The sequence below is a fragment of the Silvania hatchlandensis genome, assembly GCF_025564065.1.
Lineage (GTDB): Bacteria > Pseudomonadota > Gammaproteobacteria > Enterobacterales > Enterobacteriaceae > Enterobacter > Enterobacter hatchlandensis.
This window is the reverse complement of the sequence record NZ_JAMGZK010000041.1, coordinates 56,970-75,127: the sequence shown is the minus strand read 5'-3', so window position 1 is coordinate 75,127 and position 18,158 is coordinate 56,970. Positions and strand designations below refer to the sequence as shown.

15 protein-coding genes are annotated in these 18,158 nt (G+C 60.1%); 4 read left to right on the top strand and 11 right to left on the bottom strand.

Features of this window, described 5'->3' with window-relative positions; genetic code table 11:
* Positions 1-112: 112 nt before the first annotated feature.
* Positions 113-2,128, bottom strand: coding sequence for an excinuclease ABC subunit UvrB (uvrB, locus tag M8014_RS05510; RefSeq protein ID WP_271281528.1), 2,016 nt, complete (start codon positions 2,126-2,128; stop codon positions 113-115).
* A 741-nt stretch (positions 2,129-2,869) separates the two neighbouring features.
* Between uvrB and M8014_RS05505 the strand changes: the two genes are divergently transcribed.
* Complete coding sequence (locus M8014_RS05505) at positions 2,870-3,595, top strand: ABC transporter ATP-binding protein (RefSeq protein ID WP_271281527.1); 726 nt, start codon at positions 2,870-2,872, stop codon at positions 3,593-3,595.
* Here the strand turns inward: M8014_RS05505 and bioD are convergent.
* The 4 genes from bioD to bioB are packed head-to-tail and all read right to left on the bottom strand — an operon-like array spanning position 3,555 to position 7,185.
* Positions 3,555-4,259: a dethiobiotin synthase gene (bioD, locus tag M8014_RS05500; RefSeq protein ID WP_271281526.1), complete on the bottom strand. Its 705-nt coding sequence runs from the start codon at positions 4,257-4,259 to the stop codon at positions 3,555-3,557. The genes M8014_RS05505 and bioD overlap by 41 nt on opposite strands.
* Positions 4,252-5,007 (bottom strand): malonyl-ACP O-methyltransferase BioC, encoded by a 756-nt coding sequence (gene bioC / locus M8014_RS05495; protein ID WP_271281525.1) that lies wholly within the window; start codon positions 5,005-5,007, stop codon positions 4,252-4,254. The genes bioD and bioC overlap by 8 nt, the downstream gene beginning before the upstream one ends.
* Positions 4,991-6,148, bottom strand: coding sequence for an 8-amino-7-oxononanoate synthase (bioF, locus tag M8014_RS05490; RefSeq protein WP_271281524.1), 1,158 nt, complete (start codon positions 6,146-6,148; stop codon positions 4,991-4,993). The genes bioC and bioF overlap by 17 nt, the downstream gene beginning before the upstream one ends.
* The gene (gene bioB / locus M8014_RS05485) at positions 6,145-7,185 is read right to left on the bottom strand and encodes a biotin synthase BioB (protein ID WP_271281523.1); all 1,041 of its coding nucleotides are present in this window, start codon (positions 7,183-7,185) and stop codon (positions 6,145-6,147) included. Before bioB ends, bioF begins: the two co-directional genes overlap by 4 nt.
* Positions 7,186-7,254: 69 nt before the next feature.
* On the opposite strand from bioB, the gene bioA reads away from it, so the two are divergent.
* Positions 7,255-8,562, top strand: a complete 1,308-nt coding sequence (bioA, locus tag M8014_RS05480) for an adenosylmethionine--8-amino-7-oxononanoate transaminase (RefSeq protein ID WP_271281522.1) — start codon at positions 7,255-7,257, stop codon at positions 8,560-8,562.
* A gap of 57 nt (positions 8,563-8,619) precedes the next feature.
* On the top strand, positions 8,620-9,096 hold the full coding sequence (locus M8014_RS05475) for a kinase inhibitor (RefSeq protein WP_271281521.1): 477 nt from the start codon (positions 8,620-8,622) through the stop codon (positions 9,094-9,096).
* A 37-nt stretch (positions 9,097-9,133) separates the two neighbouring features.
* On the opposite strand, the gene hutH is transcribed toward M8014_RS05475, so the two are convergent.
* The 5 genes from hutH to hutI form a co-directional block, all read right to left on the bottom strand.
* Positions 9,134-10,654 (bottom strand): histidine ammonia-lyase, encoded by a 1,521-nt coding sequence (hutH, locus tag M8014_RS05470; protein WP_271281520.1) that lies wholly within the window; start codon positions 10,652-10,654, stop codon positions 9,134-9,136.
* Entirely contained in the window at positions 10,654-12,339 is a 1,686-nt protein-coding gene (gene hutU, locus M8014_RS05465) for a urocanate hydratase (protein ID WP_271281519.1), read from the bottom strand. Before hutU ends, hutH begins: the two co-directional genes overlap by 1 nt.
* Before the next feature lie 125 nt (positions 12,340-12,464).
* Positions 12,465-13,199 (bottom strand): histidine utilization repressor, encoded by a 735-nt coding sequence (locus tag M8014_RS05460; RefSeq protein WP_271281518.1) that lies wholly within the window; start codon positions 13,197-13,199, stop codon positions 12,465-12,467.
* Positions 13,200-13,366: 167 nt separating this feature from the next.
* The gene (gene hutG / locus M8014_RS05455; protein ID WP_271281517.1) at positions 13,367-14,305 is read right to left on the bottom strand and encodes a formimidoylglutamase; all 939 of its coding nucleotides are present in this window, start codon (positions 14,303-14,305) and stop codon (positions 13,367-13,369) included.
* Entirely contained in the window at positions 14,302-15,525 is a 1,224-nt protein-coding gene (hutI, locus tag M8014_RS05450; protein ID WP_271281608.1) for an imidazolonepropionase, read from the bottom strand. Before hutI ends, hutG begins: the two co-directional genes overlap by 4 nt.
* A 225-nt stretch (positions 15,526-15,750) precedes the next feature.
* On the opposite strand from hutI, the gene M8014_RS05445 reads away from it, so the two are divergent.
* Positions 15,751-17,034 (top strand): putative acyl-CoA thioester hydrolase, encoded by a 1,284-nt coding sequence (locus M8014_RS05445; RefSeq protein ID WP_271281516.1) that lies wholly within the window; start codon positions 15,751-15,753, stop codon positions 17,032-17,034.
* A gap of 83 nt (positions 17,035-17,117) precedes the next feature.
* On the opposite strand, the gene pgl is transcribed toward M8014_RS05445, so the two are convergent.
* Positions 17,118-18,113: a 6-phosphogluconolactonase gene (gene pgl / locus M8014_RS05440; RefSeq protein WP_271281515.1), complete on the bottom strand. Its 996-nt coding sequence runs from the start codon at positions 18,111-18,113 to the stop codon at positions 17,118-17,120.
* Positions 18,114-18,158 lie beyond the last annotated feature (45 nt).

Genomic DNA, 18,158 nt, shown 5'->3' with positions numbered 1-18,158 from the left:
TAAAAAAAGAATATTAGAACGTAATAAAAATTATTCTGCGTTTGCCTACACATACGCCCTGGTAAAAAAAAGCCCCCTATACCATGGGTAAAGGGGGCTTCGTAAGCAGAATTTACGATGCCGCAATAAACAGATCGCGGAGCTGATGCAGCTGGTCGCGGATCTGCGCCGCCTCCTCGAACTCCAGATTCTGGGCATGCTGCATCATCTGCCCTTCCAGTTCGTGGATTTTCTGCTGCAGCGCTTTTGGCGTCAGTTCAATGGTATCGGCCTCAACCGGTGAGCGTGATTTACCGCGACCTTTCGCCTTGGTTTTGGCGATGTTCTGCCCCAGCGCCAGGATATCCACCACCTTCTTGTTCAAACCCTGCGGTGTGATGCCGTGCTCTTCGTTGTACTGCTGTTGCTTCTCACGACGCCGCTCGGTCTCACCGATCGCTTTGGCCATTGAGGCAGTAATTCTGTCGCCGTAGAGAATCGCTTTGCCGTTGATGTTTCGCGCGGCACGCCCAATGGTCTGAATAAGCGAACGCTCAGAGCGCAGGAAGCCCTCTTTATCGGCATCCAGAATCGCCACCAGCGAGACTTCCGGCATATCCAGCCCTTCACGCAGCAGGTTGATGCCCACCAGCACGTCGAACTCGCCAAGGCGCAAATCGCGGATGATCTCCATGCGCTCGACGGTATCGATATCCGAGTGCAGGTAACGCACCCGCTCACCGTGCTCTTCGAGGTACTCGGTCAGGTCTTCAGCCATGCGTTTGGTGAGAGTGGTAACCAGCACACGCTCGTTGATGGCCGCCCGAATGCGGATCTCCGAGAGCAGGTCGTCCACCTGCGTCGCCACCGGGCGCACCTCAATAATCGGATCCAGCAGACCGGTCGGACGCACCACCTGGTCCACCACGTCGTCGCCCGATTTCTCCAGCTCGTAGTTGCCCGGCGTCGCCGACACATAGATGGTTTGCGGCACCAGCGCCTCAAACTCTTCAAACTTCATCGGTCGGTTATCCAGCGCGGACGGCAGGCGGAAGCCGTACTCCACCAGCGTCTCTTTGCGCGCGCGGTCGCCACGGTACATGCCGCCGATTTGCGGCACGGTGACGTGCGATTCGTCGATCACCAGCAGGCCGTCGGCCGGAAGGTAGTCAAACAGCGTCGGAGGTGCCTCGCCGGGACCGCGGCCCGAGAGATAGCGGGAGTAGTTTTCGATACCCGAGCAGTAGCCCAGCTCGTTCATCATCTCGAGATCAAACTGGGTGCGCTGACTGAGGCGCTGCTCTTCCAGCAGCTTGTTGTTTTCCAGCAGATTCTTACGTCGATCCGCCAGTTCGACCTTGATATCTTCCATCGCCTGCACGATGCGCTCGCGCGGAGTGACGTAGTGCGTTTTCGGGTAAATGGTGTAGCGCTGAATGGTCGACTCGATATGACCCGTCAGCGGATCGAACAGCGACAGCCGCTCCACCTCTTCGTCAAACAGTTCGATGCGCAGCGCGACGTCATCGGATTCGGCCGGGAAGACGTCGATCACTTCGCCGCGCACGCGGAACGTCCCGCGCTGGAACGCCTGATCGTTGCGGGTGTACTGCAGCTCGGCCAGCCGACGCACGATGGCGCGCTGATCGATAATCATCCCCTGAGTCAGGTGCAGCATCATCTTCAGGTAGAGGTCAGGATCACCCAGCCCGTAGATAGCTGAAACGGAGGCTACCACCACCACGTCGCGACGTTCCAGCAGCGCTTTGGTCGCCGACAGACGCATCTGCTCGATATGCTCGTTCACCGAGGCGTCTTTTTCGATAAAGGTATCGGAGCTGGGAACGTAGGCTTCCGGCTGATAGTAGTCGTAGTAGGAGACAAAGTACTCCACCGCGTTATCAGGGAAAAACTCTTTCATCTCGCCATAGAGCTGCGCCGCCAGCGTTTTATTAGGTGCCAGCACCATGGTCGGCCGTTGCAAATCGGCGATAACGTTGGCGACGGTAAAGGTTTTACCCGAACCGGTCACCCCCAGCAGTGTCTGGTGTGCGAGTCCATCCTCCAGCCCTTCTTTCAGGCGGCGAATCGCTTCAGGCTGATCGCCGGAAGGACGGAAAGCGGAATTCAGTTTGAACGGTTTACTCATGAACGGCGACCTGATGATGGTTTATACGGCAGGTGAGTAATTTTACTCTCGATGGCTATTTTTGCCAGTAATTTATACTGGATGAAATTACAGTATCATACACCCATATTACTGCGGCTTACGGCATGAAACGCGCAAAGCTGCGCAAAATTTCGGCGGTGACCAGATAAAATTCCACAGCGGTACGGTTATCCCCAGAACTTTTCCATTTTTAACATTTGTCAAGCCGTTCCGCTTCACTTTTGCCGGTCCACTTGACAGTTTGATGACAGTGATTGATTTTATTTAACGCATTGATATTTAATAAATATTTTCAAAAGACGCGTTTCGCAGCAATTCAGGCGCAGGCCGCGTCTTCTCTCGCTTACCTTGTGTTTTCTAACTCTAATGCACATGGTTATCCACAGGAATAGTGGATAACTGCTTCCAGCCCATGCCACTCGTGACTCGGCTAATTCCCGGTTTTTCCGCACAGCGCGACGGTAAAAAATATTTATTAGCTTTTTTTGGCATTTGACCGCTGTAATGAGGATAACAAAGTGATGCGATCTTAGTCACATTTTCCTGTTGAGAGAGCTGCACCAAACCCGCCCGTCTGGCACTGACACAGTGCATTATTCTGTTAACCCTCCCCCTGACTTTCAGGCGTATTCCGAAAAAACAGCCTTTAACTGCCACTTTCAGGACGGTGGCAAGGGTCTTGCAACACAGGATGACTGTTACCCGAAAAGGAGCAACACCATGCTGAGCCTGCGCGCTATTAACCAGTATTACGGAAATCAACACACGCTATGGAATGTTGACCTCGACCTTCCTCCCGGCGTCTGCACCGGCATCGTCGGTCTGCCCGGAATGGGGAAAACCACGCTGATGAACTGCATCGCGGGCCTGCTGCCTATTGCCAGCGGCACCATGGTCTGGCACGAAGCCGGGGCATCGCCCTTCCCTCTGCTGTCCGGCGGCTCAGAGGCGCGCACAGGCCCGGGAATTGGCTATGTTTCACAGGACCGGCGGATCTTTTCTCAACTCACCGTAGAGGAGAATCTGCACATCGCGAGGCGGGCAAAAGGCGAGACGAGTGGGTCGATGAACAGCGATATTTTTGAGTTCTTTCCTGAGCTTTACCCGCTGCGCCAGCGGCGCGCGTCGGGCATCAGCGATGACCTGCAGTATCAGCTGGCGCTGGCTAACGCGCTGGTCACCCGCCCGCGCCTGCTGATTCTGGACGAGCCCAGCCGCGGCCCCGACCCACTGTTGACCGCCAGGCTGGCAATGCTGCTGGCCAGGCTTACCCGCGAGCTGGGGCTGTCGGTGCTACTGGCCGAGCAGCAACTGGGGTTGATTCGCCGGGTGGCGGAGCGCTTTTGCCTGCTCTGGCGCGGGCGTAGCGTGGCCCAGGGCCATGTAAGCGAGCTTAACGATCCGCTTATTGAACACTGGATGGGGACGGCGTCACCAGCGGGTTAAGCGTGAGGTAGCGCCCCACCGCCGTGGTATCGGCATCGTCGCCCAGCCACGGAATTTCACCCAGCAGCGGTGCCGCCAGCACGCGTCTGAGCGTCGCCATGTATTCAGCGTGGCGTTTGCCAGGCGCCACCACGACATTCGCCACCCAGCCCACCAGCGGCAGCCCCGCCTGTCGGATCGCCTGCGCGGTCAGCATTGCATGATTGATACAGCCCAGCTTCACCCCCACCACCAGGATCACCGGCAGGTGTTCGGCAATTGCCCAGTCGGCGAAGGTCAGCTCCTCTGACAACGGCGTAAACCAGCCGCCCGCGCCCTCTACCAGTACCCAGTCGGCACGGCTTTCCAGCGCCCGCAGTCCTGCGGAAAGGGTGCTAAACGCAATCGGGCGCTGCTCGTCGGCGCTGATGATATGCGGCGAGGTCGGCTCGGCGAAGGTGTAGGGATTCACCGCCTGATAGCTCAGCGCCACGCTGCTGTTGCGTAGGAGCGCCAGCGCGTCGCTGTTGCGTAGCCCCTCGGGCGTCATTTCACTGCCCGAGGCCACCGGCTTGTAGCCCGCTGTTTTCAGACCCAGAGCATTTGCTGCCTGCAGCAGTGCGCTGCTGGCGACGGTTTTACCGACCTCGGTGTCGGTGCCGGTCACAAAATAACGTTCAGTCACGTTCAATAATCCCATGAAAGAGTTGGTAAGAGAGCGGGAATTGCCCCGCCTGCTGCGGCCAGGCCAGCGCCAGCTGCTGTAGCTGGCCGCGCGTTAACGGCTTATCGCCCCGCCCGCCATGCAGATGGGTGGCGCCAATGCCTTTCAACGAACGCATCGCGCTCAGCGCATCGTCGAACAGCAGGGTCACAGTCTGAATAACACAGCGGGAGCGCCAGCCGGACAAGGCATCGGTCACCTGCTGCCCGGTCAGAAAACGGTTCACATGCGGCTGGGTATCGACTGCTCGCCAGGCCTGATTCAGCTCCGGCAGCGAGCCGCTCAGCAGCGTGGTAAATGCGACCTTACCGCCCGGCTGCGCCACCCGGTACAGCTCCGCCAGCGCCTGCGGCAGGCTGGCGCACCACTGCACCGCCAGATGACTCCAGACCAGGTCGAACTGGCTGTCGGCCAGCGGAATGGCTTCGATATCCGCCAGCAGGTAATCATCCGCCACCTGGTGACTGCGCGCCTGATCCAGCATCTGGGCAGAGATATCCATCGCCGTCACGTGGCTCCCGGCGTTACGCCACGCGAGGCTGTTGCCACCCGGCCCGCAGCCCGCATCCAGCACGCGGGCAAAATCATCTTCCGCCAACAGCGACCGCAGTCCTTCGGCGCTTTGCCGCTGCAACCCGTCGTGGCGGGAATAGCTTTGCGCCGCCCGGCCAAATGCGGCGGCAATGGCCTGTTTATTCACTTGCGGCATGCAGCGCCTCCAGTAACGCGGTGATATCGGCCGGTTGATGCGCCGCAGTCAGGGTCAGGCGCAGGCGGGCAGTGCCCATCGGAACGGTTGGCGGACGAATGGCAGTCACCCAGATCCCCTGCTGTCTGAGGGTATTCGCCATCTGCAGAGCGCGATCGTTTTCACCGACGATCAGCGGCTGAATGGCGCTCTGCGAGGCGGTGATTTGCAGCGGCAGCCCGCTGACGCCCGCGCGGAACTGGCCGATGAGGGAGGCCAGCCGCTGACGCCGGTCGTCGCCGTCATCGCTGCGAATCACGTTAAACGCCGCCAGCAGGGCCACTGCCTGGGCAGGCGGCATGCTGGTGCTGTAGATCAGATGGCGGGCAAACTGCAGCAGGTAGTCAGCAACCGATGCGCTGCACAGCACCGCAGCCCCGCTGACGCCCACTCCTTTGCCAAAAGTCACCACCAGCAGCTCGGGTTTTACCCCCAGGCTGGCGGTGGTGCCGCGCCCCTCTGGCCCGGTGACGCCGATCCCGTGGGCATCGTCCACCAGCAGCCAGCTGGCTTTACGCTGCGCCGCCGCATGAAGTTCCCCCAGCGGGGCGCTGTCGCCGTCCATGCTGAAAATCCCTTCGGTGACCACCAGCTGCTGTCCTTCGCAGGGTTTATCCAGCAGTGCGGCAAGCTGGGCGGCATCGTTATGGGCAAAGCGCCTGAGCTGGGCCGGGCTATGACTGGCGGCTTCCAGCAGCGAAGCATGGCTTAAGCGGTCGGCGACGATGCGATCGTCTTTGCCGGTCAGCGCGCCAATCAGCGCCTGGTTGGCGGCAAAGCCGGAGATAAACAGCAGCGCGCGATCATAGCCGAGCCAGCCCGCCAGATGGTCTTCCAGCGCCTGATGGGCGGTGGTGTAGCCGCTGACGTGGCCGGAGCCGCCGCTGCCCACGCCATACTGCTCCGCGCCCTGCTGCCAGGCGCGGACAACGTCGGGATGCTGGCTTAAGCCCAGATAGTCATTGCTGGAGAAATTCGCGTAACGCTGCTGCCCACGGGTCAGAAAGCGCCCGGCACCGTTCGCCACCGTGGTGCGCACGCGCAGGGCATCTGCCGCCCGGCGTGCGTCGAGGGCGGCATCAATGCGTTGCTGCCAGGTCATACCGTCGCCGCGTTGTAGAACTGGTCGGTATCGGCGTTAAAAAGCTGCTGTTCGAGCTGGTGCTGCTGCTCGTTATCACCGGTCTGCACCGCCGTCTGCTGCGGGTTAAGCCCCAGCTTGCGGAACAGCTGGACGTCTTTGTCCTCTTCCGGGTTCGGGGTGGTCAGCAGTTTGCAGCCGTAGAAAATAGAGTTGGCCCCGGCCATAAAGCACATCGCCTGGGTCTGCTCATTCATCTGCTCACGTCCGGCGGAGAGGCGCACGAAAGAGGTCGGCATCATCACGCGCGCCACCGCAATGGTGCGGATAAAATCAAAGGCGTCGACGTCGTCGTTGTCCGCCAGCGGAGTGCCCTTCACCTTCACCAGCATGTTGATCGGCACACTCTCCGGTGGGGTGGGCAAGTTTGCCAGTTGCAGCAGCAGGCCCGCGCGATCGGTGACCGTTTCGCCTAAGCCCACAATCCCACCCGAGCAGACTTTGATGCCCGCATCGCGCACTTTACCCAGCGTATCCAGACGCTCCTGATAGGTACGGGTGGTGATAATGTTGCCGTAGAATTCCGGCGAGGTGTCGAGGTTGTGGTTGTAGTAGTCCAGACCCGCCGAGGCCAGGCGCTGGGCCTGATCGTCGTCCAGCGTGCCGAGGGTCATACAGGCTTCGAGGCCCATAGCTTTAACGCCCTGCACCATCTGCTCGAGATACGGCATGTCGCGCTCGTGCGGGTTTTTCCACGCCGCACCCATGCAGAAACGGGTCGATCCGGCATTTTTCGCCTGGCGGGCAGAGTCGAGCACCTGCTCCACTTCCATCAGGCGCTCGGACTCGAGGCCGGTTTTGTAGCGCGCGCTCTGCGGGCAATATTTGCAGTCTTCCGGGCAGGCCCCGGTCTTGATTGACAGCAAGGTGCTGACCTGGACGTGCTGCGGATCGAAGTGCTGACGGTGCACCTGCTGGGCTTCAAACAGCAGTTCCAGCAGAGGTTTTTCGAATAATGCAGTGACTTGCGACATTGACCAGCGTGTCTGGTGAGCCATGGGGCGTCTCCAAAAGGGTTTAGTTCAGGATGGGTTCGGTTTATACTCGTAAACCTAAATGTTTTCAAAATGGTTTACAAGTCGATTATGACAACGGACGATCTCGCTTTCGATCAGCGCCACATCTGGCACCCTTACACTTCCATGAGCCAGCCCCTGCCCGTTTATCCGGTCACCGGGGCGCAGGGCTGCGAGCTGACGTTGGCCAGCGGCGAACAGCTGGTGGACGGTATGTCCTCGTGGTGGGCGACCATTCACGGCTACAACCATCCGCGGCTCAACGCGGCGATGAAAGCGCAGATTGACCGCATGTCGCACGTGATGTTTGGCGGGATCACCCATCCTCCGGCGGTGGATCTCTGCCGTCGTCTGGTGGCTATGACCCCCGAGGCGCTGGAGTGCGTATTCCTTGCCGATTCCGGCTCGGTGGCGGTAGAAGTGGCGATGAAAATGGCGCTGCAGTACTGGCACGCCAAGGGTGAGAGCCGCCAGCGTTTTCTCACCTTCCGCAACGGCTACCACGGCGACACCTTTGGCGCGATGTCGGTGTGCGATCCCGATAACTCAATGCACAGCCTGTGGAAGGGCTATCTGCCGGAAAACCTGTTTGCCCCGGCCCCGCAGAGCCGCTTCGACGGCGCGTGGGATGAAGCGGATATGGTCGGCTTCGCCCGTCTGATGGCCGCCCATCGTCACGAGATTGCGGCAGTGATCCTCGAACCCATCGTGCAGGGCGCAGGCGGCATGCGGATGTACCATCCTGAGTGGCTCAAGCGCATCCGCAAGATGTGCGACCGGGAAGGGATCCTGTTGATTGCCGACGAGATTGCCACCGGCTTTGGCCGCACCGGCAAGCTGTTCGCCTGCGAGCATGCGGGCATCACCCCGGACATTCTGTGCCTCGGTAAAGCCCTGACCGGCGGCACCATGACGCTGTCCGCGACCCTCACCACCCGCCGGGTGGCAGAGACCATCAGCAATGGCGAAGCGGGCTGCTTTATGCACGGCCCAACGTTTATGGGAAACCCGCTGGCCTGTACGGTGGCCAGCGAAAGCCTGGCCATCCTCGAAAGCGGCGAGTGGCAGACTCAGGTTGCTGCCATCGAAGCCCAGCTGATGCAGGATCTGGCGGCAGCACGTGAATCTGAGTATGTCGCCGACGTGCGGGTGCTGGGGGCCATCGGGGTGGTTGAAACCCGTCATCCGGTGAATATGGCCGCGCTGCAGCGCTTCTTTGTGGCGCGCGGCGTATGGGTGCGTCCGTTTGGTAAGCTGATCTATCTGATGCCGCCGTATCTGATAAGCCCCGAGCAGCTCAGCAAGCTGACCGCCGCGGTGGTGGACGCGGTGAATCATCCTGAACACTTTGTGATTTAAGTCCGCGTCTTCCGTTATGGAGTACACTTTTTGCAGGACTTATTACGGAGAAACAGTATGCGACTCTTCAGTCAGGATCTGCGCGACGGGGATAAACTCCCGGCGCGCCACGTGTTCAACGGCATGGGGTACGAGGGGGATAACATCTCTCCGCATCTGGCGTGGGACGAGGTGCCCTCCGGCACCAAAAGCTTTGTGGTGACCTGCTACGACCCGGACGCGCCTACCGGCTCCGGCTGGTGGCACTGGATTGTCGCCAACCTGCCCGCCGATACCCGCGTGCTGCCGCAGGGCTCGGGCTCATCGCTGGTTGCCCTGCCGGATGGCGCGGTACAGACCCGAACCGATTTTGGCAAAGCGGGCTATGGCGGCGCAGCACCACCAAAAGGTGATACCCACCGTTATATCTTCACAGTGCACGCGCTGGACGTTGACAGAATTGAGGTCGATGAAGGGGCGAGCGGCGCGATGGTGGGTTTTAACGTCCATTTCCACACCCTGGGCAGCGCGTCGATAACCGCGATGTACAGCTAGAAACAGACCCGGCAAGCCGCGCTCGCCGGGTATTTTTTTACAGGAAGGCCGGTAACAAATTGACCAGGCTACCCTGATCCAGCAAGCCGATTGCCGCATCGATATCCGGGGCAAAGAAGCGGTCATCATCATAATGCGCCACCTGTTCGCGCAGCGTATGACGCGCCTGCTCCAGCAGCGGGCTTGAGGTCAGACCGTCGTGTAGATCCGCGCCCTGACACGCCGCCAGCCACTCGACCGCCAGCACGCCACGGGTATTGCCCGCCATCTCCCACAGACGACGGCCCGCCGCGGGTGCCATCGAGACGTGGTCTTCCTGGTTAGCCGATGTTGGCAGGCTGTCGACGCTGTGCGGATGCGACAGGGCTTTATTCTCGCTTGCCAGCGCGGCTGCGGTCACCTGGGCAATCATAAAACCGGAGTTCACCCCGCCGTTGCGCACCAGGAACGGCGGCAGCTGCGACATGTGCTTATCCATCATCAACGCAATGCGCCGTTCGGACAGAGCACCGATTTCAGCAATCGCCAGCGCCAGATTATCCGCCGCCATCGCCACCGGCTCAGCGTGGAAGTTGCCCCCGGAAACCACTTCATTTTCTGCTGCAAACACCAGCGGGTTATCAGAAACCGCATTGGATTCCACCAGCAGTACTTCTGCTGCCTGGCGCAGCTGCGTCAGGCAGGCCCCCATCACCTGCGGCTGACAGCGCAGGGAGTACGGATCCTGCACTTTGTCGCAGTTGTGATGTGATTCGGCAATGGCGCTGGTTTCGGTCAGGACATGACGGTACAGCGCCGCGGCGTCGATCTGCCCGCGCTGCCCGCGCACTTCATGAATACGGGCATCGAACGGACGACGGGAGCCAAGCACCGCTTCGGTCGTGAGCGCCCCGCAGACCACCGCCGAGGCAAACAGGTCTTCCGCTTCAAACAGACCGCGCAGCGCAAACGCCGTTGACGCCTGAGTGCCATTCAGCAGCGCCAGCCCCTCTTTCGCTGCCAGCGTCACCGGCGAAAGACCGGCTTTTTGCAATGCGGTTGCCGCCGGGAGCCATTCGCCGCGATAGCGGGCTTTACCTTCGCCGAGCAGAGTCAGGGACATATGCGCCAGCGGGGCCAGATCGCCGGATGCGCCAACCGAGCCTTTGGCGGGGATCCATGGGTATACGCCCGCATTGACCAGCGCGATCAGCGCCTGAATCACGCTCAGGCGGATCCCGGAGAAACCGCGCGCCAGGCTGTTGATTTTCAGCACCATCATCAGGCGTACGATGTCGTCGTCCAGCGGCTGGCCGACGCCCGCAGCATGGGACAGCACCAGCGAGCGCTGCAGGTTTTCCAGATCGTGCGTGGCGATACGCGTTTGCGCCAGCAGGCCAAACCCGGTGTTGATCCCGTAGGCGGTGCGACCTTCCGCGACAATCGCTTCGACGCAGGCAACGCTTGCGTTAATCGCCCCGTGGGCCGCGTCGTCGAGCGTAATCTGCAGCGGATGGCGCCATACCTGACGGAGCTGCGCCCGCGTCAGGGTACCGGGGGTAAGGGTTAAGGCATTCATCAGTGCTTTCCTTGTGTGGCGGCGATCATCGGCAGGTTCAGGCCCTGCTCTTTCGCACAGTCGATAGCGATGTCATATCCGGCGTCCGCATGGCGCATCACGCCTGTTGCCGGGTCGTTGTGCAGCACGCGGGCAATGCGCGCAGCGGCTTCATCGGTGCCGTCGCAGACAATCACCATCCCGGCATGCTGGGAGAAGCCCATCCCGACGCCGCCGCCGTGGTGCAGCGAGACCCAGGTCGCGCCGCTGGCGGTATTCAACAGGGCATTGAGCAACGGCCAGTCAGAGACCGCGTCAGAGCCGTCGCGCATCGCTTCGGTTTCGCGGTTGGGGCTGGCCACTGAGCCAGAATCAAGGTGATCGCGACCGATGACAATCGGCGCGGACACTTCGCCGCGGCGCACCATTTCGTTAAAGGCCAGGCCCAGCTTCTGTCGCCACTCCAGCCCCACCCAGCAGATACGCGCCGGTAAGCCCTGGAAGTTAATGCGCTCGCGGGCCATGTCCAGCCAGTGATGCAGGTGTTCATCATCGGCGACAATCTCTTTCACTTTGGCGTCGGTTTTATAGATATCTTCCGGGTCGCCGGAGAGCGCCACCCAGCGGAATGGGCCGATACCGCGACAGAACAGCGGCCGGATATAAGCGGGTACAAAACCGGGGAAATCAAAAGCGTTAGCAACGCCCATCTCTTTCGCCATCTGGCGAATGTTGTTGCCGTAGTCAAAGGTCGGCACGCCAAGCTTACTGAACGCCAGCATCGCGCTGACGTGGTCGGCCATGGAACGTTTAGCCGCCAGCACGGTGCCTTCAGGATCCTGCTGCGCTTTCTGCTGATACTCTTCCCAGCTCCAGCCTTTTGGCAGATAGCCGTGAAGCGGATCGTGAGCGCTGGTCTGGTCGGTGACGAGATCAGGGCGCACGCCGCGCGCCACCAGTTCCGGGACGATATCCGCCGCATTACCGCACAGGGCAATCGAGACCGCTTTGCCTTCCGCGGTGTATTTTTGAATTCTGGCCAGCGCGTCGTCCAGGCTGTCGGCCTGCTCATCCACGTAGCGAGTGCGCAGACGGAAATCGATCCGGCTCTGCTGGCATTCAATGTTCAGGGAGCAGGCGCCCGCGAGGGTGGCCGCCAGCGGCTGCGCGCCGCCCATCCCACCTAAGCCCGCAGTGAGCACCCAACGCCCCTTCAGGGAGCCGTTATAGTGCTGACGCCCGGCCTCGACGAAGGTTTCGTAGGTACCCTGTACGATGCCCTGGCTACCGATGTAGATCCAGCTCCCGGCCGTCATCTGGCCGTACATCGCCAGCCCCTTCGCATCCAGCTCGTTAAAGTGTTCCCAGGTTGCCCAGTGCGGCACCAGGTTGGAGTTGGCGATCAGCACGCGCGGGGCATTTTTATGGGTTTTAAACACCCCGACAGGCTTACCGGATTGCACCAGCAGGGTCTCGTCGTTTTCCAGTTCGGTGAGCGCGGAAACCATCGCGTCATAGCACTCCCAGTTGCGCGCCGCCCGGCCAATGCCGCCGTACACCACCAGCTCGTGAGGATTCTCCGCCACGTCGGGATCGAGGTTGTTCATTAACATCCGCAGCGGCGCTTCGGTCAGCCAACTTTTGGCGTTAAGCGTGGTGCCGCGAGGGGCGCGAATCTCTTGCTGGCGATACTTACCTGACGACATGGTGTGCTCCTGAGAGGGGACAGAATATACAGTAAGATATACTTGTATAGACAAGTGCACACAAGGCTGAATTTAACAATTAAGATACATTTTTATTATATTGCGTCAGCAATCACGCTTTTGGCTTATGACATGAAGTGGCCCTGCAGCCGGTAGCGATTGCCAGGGAACAGCAGTCTGGCGTGGGAAACAATGTACGAAGCTGACCAGGTACGGCGATGGATCAGCAGGCAGGGATCGTGCTCTTTAATGCGCAGCAGCCCGCACTCCTGAGGGTTGGCACGTACAGCCTCGACGATGTGCTCTCCTTCTGTGAGCGGCGCAACCAGCGACAGCCAGGCATGCGGGGTGGTGACGGTGTAGTCCTGGAGTAGGTAATCCGGCACCAGCGCGGCATTGACGCAGCGATCCTCTATCTGCACCGGGATGTCGTTTTCAAAGTGCAACATCAGGGAGTGGAAGATCAGCGTGCCCTCTTTAACATTCAGCGCCACCGCCTGCGCCGGGCTGGCCTGCGTCTCCTCGAGGAGCAGCACCTCGCAACGGTGTTGATGGTTGCGGGAGGCGATCTCATCAGCGATGCTGCGAATTTCAAACAGCGCCGACTGCCCCTTCGGCTCGGCAACAAAAGTGCCGACCCCCTGCAGACGCACCAGCAGCCCTTCGTCGGTGAGTTCACGCAGCGCGCGGTTGATGGTCATCCGGCTAAAGCCAAACTGCGCCACCAGCTCCGCCTCGGACGGGATACGATCGTGGGCACGCCAGACGCCGGTGGCAATCTGATGACTGATCGCCTGCTTCACTTTTTCATAAAAAGGCGCGGGGGTGTTGACCTGCTGCTGCGGCGTGCGTGAGAACATAGCAATTCCTTAAGCCGAAAAAAAAAGTCGATTATATACCCTAAATAATTCGAGTTGCAGGAAGGCGGCGACGCAGCGAATCCCCAGGAGCTTACTTCAGTAAGTGACTGGGGTGAGTGAGGAAAGCCAACGCGCATGCAACTTGAAGTATGACGGGTATATAGGGATTACGCCCACCAGTGAGCTATTTGCCACGCCAGCCGCGCGGCGAGCTTCGCCCCCTGACCGTCACGGTCGAAGCGGGGGTTAAACTCCACCAGATCCACCGCCTGCAGTTTGCCGCTGCGACAGACCTGCTCGATCGCTTGCAGCAGCTCCCGGGCGGGCACGCCCAGCGCGGCAGGGGCCGAGACGGCGGGCATTTCAGCAGCGGGCAGCACGTCGAGGTCAAGGGTCAGATAGACCCGATCCGCGCTTTCCAGCAGCGCCTCAAGCGTTGCCCGCGCCTGCTGGTGGAAATCGAGGTCTTCCACTATCGTCACCCGCAGACGGGCGGCTTCATCCCACAACGCCTGGGTATTCGCCGCACGGCTGACGCCCAGGCAGGCATAGTGAAAACCCCGCTGCTGCGCCTCACAATACTTCGCCAGCTGGCGAAACGGCGTGCCGGATGTCGCCCGACTGGCGCTACGCAAGTCGAGATGCGCATCAAGATTAATGATCACCACCCGCTCGCCGGGGAAAGCGTCCAGCACGCCGCGCCCGTGCGCCCAGGCGGTTTCATGCCCACCCCCGAGAACCAGGCTCTGCATCCCCGCCTGCAGACAGGCAGTGACCGTCTCGCTCAGCGCCTGCTGCGCCGCTTCCAGCGCATCACCTTCTACGCTGATGTTACCCATATCCAGCAGACGTTCATGCCCCTGATGGCTCGCCATATTTGCCAGCGCGCCACGTATAACATCGGGGGCTTGCGCCGCCCCCGGTCGGCCCTGATTGCGCTTGACCCCTTCATCGCTGGCAAAGCCAATCAGGGCGATCCCGCTGCTGGCAGGACGTTGCGTGTCACGTTGTTCCACGGTCTGAAACAGACGCAGGGCATTACTGGCCTCTGCGCGATCGTCCCGCCCCTGCCAGATATCCGCTGAAACCGGCTGCCATAAACTCATTGAATGCGTCCTCTGAATACGCGCTGATAAAGCGGGTTACGGCCCGGCTCATACACCATCTCGACCGGGCTTCTGGCATCCCAGACAGCAAGGTCGGCGACAAATCCGGCTTTCAGCTGCCCGTGCGTCTCGCCGCGCCCCAGCGCCTTCGCCGCATGTCGCGTGACCCCCGCCCAGGCCTCTTCCGGGGTTAAGCCAAACTGCACGCAGGCCATATTCATCGCCAGATGCAAACTGGCAAACGGGCTGGTGCCGGGGTTGTAATCGGTGGCGACCGCCATCGGCACGCCCTGTTGACGCAGTCTGTCGACCGGCGGGCGCTGACGCTCCTGTAAAAAGTAGAATGCGCCGGGAAGTAATACGGCAACGGTGCCGCTGTGCGCCATTGCCGCTACGCCCGCGTCATCGAGATACTCAATATGATCCGCCGACAGCCCGCGATAGCGACTGACCAGCGCGGTGCCTCCGAGGTTGGACAGCTGTTCGACATGGCCCTTAATGGGGATCCCCAGTGCCTGCGCGGCCTGGAATACCCGCTCGCTTTGCGCGAGGGTAAATCCGACGTTTTCGCAGAACACGTCAACGGCCTCGAACAGCCGCTTTTCCCACAGCGCTGGCAGCATGTGCTGGCAAACATGATCGACATACGCATCGGGATCGTGACGGTACTCGCGCGGCACGGCATGCGCGGCCAGCAGCGTCGGACTGATTTCCACCGGGTTTGTCTGGGCCAGACGCTGCGCCACGCGCAGCATCTTTTCTTCTGCCTCGTCGTTCAGACCGTAGCCCGATTTGATTTCAACCGTGGTCACCCCTTCACGCATCAGGCGTTCAAGCCGCTGCTGCGCCAGCTGTTCAAGCTGGTCAGCGGTGCTGTCCCGGGTGGCGCTGACGGTGGCGTTAATCCCGCCACCCTGGGCGCTGATTGTCTGATAAGAGACGCCATTCAGCCGCTGCTCCCATTCGGCCGCGCGATCGCCACCGAACACCAGATGGGTGTGACAGTCGATTAAACCCGGCGTCACCAGGCGCCCTTCCAGATCGATTGCGCGCGGCAGGTCTGCGGGCAGATCGGGTTCGGGGACAATTGCCAGGATCGTCTCGCCGCGCACAATTAAGGCCCTGTTTTCCAGCAGGCCATACGGTGTGCCGTGGCTGGGATCGAGGGTCGCGAGGCGCAGGTTACGCCAGATTACGTCATCGGGATGAAGTTGCAGCATCGGGCTTTCACTTGTCATGGGTTGTATAGACATTTATTTTGATTCTCTGCGCCCTGTCAATCGCCTTTACCGAAAATGTTAGTTATTTGTGACAACTTTCCCGCTAAGCGTGGGAATAAAAAGTAACTTTTTGCCTTTATCATCTTCCCGTTTCGCTCAACTTAGTATAAAAAAGCAGGCTATTTCAGTTCTCCCCCTATTGAATTGCTTAGCAGGAGCTTTCCCTTGAATACTTCCAGGATTTCCCGTCTGGCGCTGGCACTCGCTTTTGGCGTGACGTTGTCGGCGTGCAGCTCTACTCCGCCGGATCAACTGCCTTCTGAGCAAGTTGCACCAGGCACAGCCTCACGACCAATCCTGACTGCCGATGAAGCTAAAAACTTCCAGCAGGCGCGCTACTTTACGGCGATGGACCCGAACGCAACGCCGTGGAGCCCCTATGCCATTCGTCTGCCTGCCCAGCCTGACTTCGTGGTCGGCGCGACCGGGGGCCAGGGCGTAACCCATACCTCCATTCAGGCGGCGGTTGACGCTGCCATTGCGAAGCACAGCAGCACTCGCCAGTACATCGCCATTTTACCGGGCGAATATCAGGGTACTGTATATGTGCCTGCCGCATCCGGCAGCGTGACGCTGTACGGCACGGGCGAAAAACCGCTGGACGTTAAAATTGGCCTGGCGCTTGATTCCGAGATGGACACCGCCACCTGGCGTCGCCTGGTTAACCCGGCAGGCCGCTACATGCCTGGCAAACCGGCCTGGTACATGTTCGATCGCTGCCAGAGCAAACACAGCGCCACCGTTGGCGTGATGTGCTCTGCCGTCGTCTGGTCCCAGAACAACGGTCTGCAGCTGCAGAACCTGACCATTGAAAACAACCTCGGCGACAGCGTGGACGCGGGCAACCACCAGGCGGTGGCACTGCGCAGCGATGGCGACCAGGTGCAGATCGACAAGGTCAATATTCTGGGCCGTCAGAACACCTTCTTCGTGACCAACAGCGGCGTAGAGAACGCCCTGAAAACCAACCGCATCACCCGTACGCTGGTGACTAACAGCTACATTGAAGGCGATGTGGATATCGTTTCCGGGCGCGGCGCGGTGGTATTTGATAATACCGACTTCCGCGTGATGAATTCCCGCACCCAGCAGGAAGGCTACGTATTCGCCCCGGCAACGCTGTCGAACATGTTCTACGGCTTCCTGGCCGTGAACAGTCGCTTTACCGCTGCAGGTGACGGCGTGGCGCAATTGGGCCGCTCGCTGGATGCAGACCCGGCCTCTAACGGCCAGGTGGTGATCCGCGACAGCGTGATCAATGAAGGCTTTAACATGGCGAAACCCTGGGGCAATGCGGCGATTTCTCAACGTCCGTATGCGGGGAATACCGGTGCGGTAGATGATAAAGGCATCGTGCAGCGCAACCTGAACGACGCTAAATTCAACCGCATGTGGGAATACAACAACCGCGGTGTGGGCAGCAAAGTGATCGCGGAACCGAAGCAGTAAGAATGCGTGTTGTAAGCCGGGTAAGCCAATGCCACCCGGCATAAAAAAACCTCGCATTTGCGAGGTTTTTTATTTCATCTGCCTTAGAGCGCGTTAACCACAACCCACATTGGCCCCTGGCCGACAGCGTAACGGCCCTTCTCTTCCAGCAGTCCCTGCTCGCCGTTAATCTCGTAGAGCGCGATGTGATGGGATTTTTGCCCCGCCGCAATCAGGAATTTACCGCTGTGGTCGATGTTAAAGCCGCGCGGCTGCGTCTCGGTCGGCTGGAAGCCTTCAATCGCCAGCACGCTACCGTCTTCGGAGATGCTAAACACCGTGATCAGGCTGGAAGTGCGGTCACAGGCATACAGATGACGCCCGTCAGGGGTGATGTGAATATCCGCCCCCCAGCGCGTGTCGGCGAAATCAGCCGGCATCATATCCAGCGTCTGTACGCACTCAATCTTGCCGTTCGGCGCTTTCAGCGCCCAGACGTCCACCGAGCAGTTCAGCTCGTTCACCACGTAGGCGTACTGCTGATTCGGGTGGAAGACCATATGACGCGGGCCTGCGCCTTCAACGGTGGTGATTTCTGCCGGGTTTTGCGCCTCCAGCTTGCCGTCATCGCCGAGGGTGAACAGGCAGATACGATCCTGCTTCAGCGCCGGAACCCACAGGGTGCGGTTGTCCGGGGAGATGTTCGCCGAGTGGCACCCTTCCAGACCTTCAACTACGTCAACGGTCTCAACCGGAATGCCCTCTTCCAGACGGGTAACGCTCACGCAGCCAGAATTGTAAGAGCCGCTAAAGATAAAGCGCCCCTGCAGGTCGGTGGAGATATGGGTCGGGCTGCCAGGCAGCGCCGCTTCGGCGGTAAAGGTCAGCGCGCCATCTTCAGGGGAGATACGGTAAGCCAACACGCGGAAGTCCGGACGCACACCCACGTACAGGAAACGTTTATCCGGGCTGATTACCATCGGCTGAACCTGGCCGGGCACGTCGACGGCCTGAACCAGGGTGAGTGTACCTTCGGGATTCAGACGCCAGACGTGGATCTGCTGGCTTTCAGGACTGGCGGTATAAACGGTTTGTTTCATGAATGCTCCTTTCCTTACTGCGCGTAAAAGTAATGTACCAGGATA

Bases quoted from the DNA above. Each gene is read 5' to 3' on its own strand.
- uvrB (WP_271281528.1), bottom strand. From the start codon at position 2,128: ATGAGTAAACCGTTCAAACTGAATTCCGCTTTCCGTCCTTCCGGCGAT.
- M8014_RS05505 (WP_271281527.1), top strand. From the start codon at position 2,870: ATGCTGAGCCTGCGCGCTATTAACCAGTATTACGGAAATCAACACACG.
- bioC (WP_271281525.1), bottom strand. From the start codon at position 5,007: ATGCCGCAAGTGAATAAACAGGCCATTGCCGCCGCATTTGGCCGGGCG.
- bioF (WP_271281524.1), bottom strand. From the start codon at position 6,148: ATGACCTGGCAGCAACGCATTGATGCCGCCCTCGACGCACGCCGGGCG.
- bioB (WP_271281523.1), bottom strand. From the start codon at position 7,185: ATGGCTCACCAGACACGCTGGTCAATGTCGCAAGTCACTGCATTATTC.
- bioA (WP_271281522.1), top strand. From the start codon at position 7,255: ATGGTTTACAAGTCGATTATGACAACGGACGATCTCGCTTTCGATCAG.
- M8014_RS05475 (WP_271281521.1), top strand. From the start codon at position 8,620: ATGCGACTCTTCAGTCAGGATCTGCGCGACGGGGATAAACTCCCGGCG.
- hutH (WP_271281520.1), bottom strand. From the start codon at position 10,654: ATGAATGCCTTAACCCTTACCCCCGGTACCCTGACGCGGGCGCAGCTC.
- hutU (WP_271281519.1), bottom strand. From the start codon at position 12,339: ATGTCGTCAGGTAAGTATCGCCAGCAAGAGATTCGCGCCCCTCGCGGC.
- M8014_RS05460 (WP_271281518.1), bottom strand. From the start codon at position 13,199: ATGTTCTCACGCACGCCGCAGCAGCAGGTCAACACCCCCGCGCCTTTT.
- hutG (WP_271281517.1), bottom strand. From the start codon at position 14,305: ATGAGTTTATGGCAGCCGGTTTCAGCGGATATCTGGCAGGGGCGGGAC.
- hutI (WP_271281608.1), bottom strand. From the start codon at position 15,525: ATGCTGCAACTTCATCCCGATGACGTAATCTGGCGTAACCTGCGCCTC.
- pgl (WP_271281515.1), bottom strand. From the start codon at position 18,113: ATGAAACAAACCGTTTATACCGCCAGTCCTGAAAGCCAGCAGATCCAC.